Origin of the sequence: Caldanaerovirga acetigignens, from assembly GCF_900142995.1 — a bacterium.
GTDB lineage: Bacteria > Bacillota > Thermosediminibacteria > Thermosediminibacterales > Thermosediminibacteraceae > Fervidicola > Fervidicola acetigignens.
Genome location: NZ_FRCR01000033.1, coordinates 1 through 1,471 on the forward strand (window position 1 = coordinate 1; position 1,471 = coordinate 1,471).

Below are 1,471 nucleotides of genomic sequence, written 5' to 3' on the forward strand. Positions count from 1 at the left end.
ATCTCTCCACATAAAATTGCTGCTCCTACTTTCTGCTGCAAATGTATAACCAACGGTTCATAATTAGAGCCGGTAAAGAAAAGTTTGTCGCTACATAACCAGTCAATCAAAAACGCTGAAAATAATCTGGTACCGGATAAAATAACCATTGCAATCAATAAATATTTCCAAATTCTTAAGATTTTTTTATTGGCATTACCCAAAAATACAATAAATAGCGCCGCAATAAATGCATTAATACAAAACCTATAATAGTCCTGTTTTGTAACAATGTTTCTATTGTAAAAGATCAATTCTAAATATTGCCTCAAATCAATAATAAAATATAATGACATCCCAATTATTGGAATTAGCATCAAAATTTCTATTAAATAAACAAGCCATCTTTTTTTCAATTTACCACCACTACTAAAAATCTAAGAAAATTGCCCCATTGTAAACGGGGCAATTTTAAAATTACTCGGGCTGTATTATATGTTCTGGATCTAGATCGGGTTCTACAGTAAACTCAGATATTTTCCATTTACCGTCAATTTTCACTAAGGTTGCTTTAATTATATCCTTCCCTTGCATCCAATCAATATATCTCTTACCCTCTTTAGTTATTCTATCTGTTATATATTTTTCGAGAACAACAGTTACATGTGCCTCATTCCCAGATATGGAAAGATCTTTAAATTCAATACTACTTACTCCACTATCAATTTGATCTGGTCCTTCAACAGCATTAGTAAATTGATCTTCTACCCAACTCTTATATAAACGCTGTGCTAGTTCATCAGTAAAAACTTCGTATAAAGCTTTCTTCCCGTTTTCAATGATGGTTGCTTTATTTTCAGTCGATGCTCTGTCTTTATAATGCTTTTTTGCCTGAATGTATATTTCATCCGCCAATACTGCAGCTCTTTTTATAACTTCCGCAATATCTCCTTTTTCTTCTTCATTTGGGGCTTTAGCTTGTATGAATGTAAAGGCACTAACAACTAACACAATTAATACTACTATTGTAAATAATTTATTCTTCGTAGGCATATCTATCCTCCTCTCTATCTTAATAAGTTGTATACAACTCTACCGGATATATTTTTGTAGTATTTCTCCATCTATTGTAAGGACTCAACGACCAAATGGCATGATATCTATTTGTCGTATGTTGATCAACTAACGCACCAGAATATCCGGAGTTAGGATCTGTCCCATTCGCAACATATATCGATACATGATCAATTTCAGCATCTCCATTCCAATCATAAAAGATTGCATCCCCTATTGTGGTATTGTCCGGATATGGATCTGAAGTAGTACCGGGGTATGGAGAAGTAGTGGCATTCTTACCCCTGCGAGGGTTGCTGTCAAGAACAATAAAAGTATATAATTTTTTAGCAACAGACCATGTGTGGGAATATTTATCATCAGATGTTGAACTAGTACCTTTGTTATCGTAATACCATGCGTATGGACTTGTTACATC

At 33.7% G+C, this 1,471-nt stretch carries 3 protein-coding genes; all 3 read right to left on the reverse strand.

Annotated elements, in window-relative coordinates:
- On the reverse strand, positions 1 to 395 hold a 395-nt coding region (locus BUB66_RS11785; protein ID WP_143156289.1), incomplete at its 3' end, for a hypothetical protein.
- A 61-nt stretch (positions 396 to 456) separates the two neighbouring features.
- A complete protein-coding gene (locus tag BUB66_RS11790; RefSeq protein WP_073258736.1) occupies positions 457 to 1,032 on the reverse strand; it encodes a hypothetical protein in 576 nt (191 codons plus the stop codon).
- Positions 1,033 to 1,051: 19 nt separating this feature from the next.
- On the reverse strand, positions 1,052 to 1,471 hold a 420-nt coding region (locus tag BUB66_RS11795), incomplete at its 5' end, for an amidase domain-containing protein (protein ID WP_188092908.1).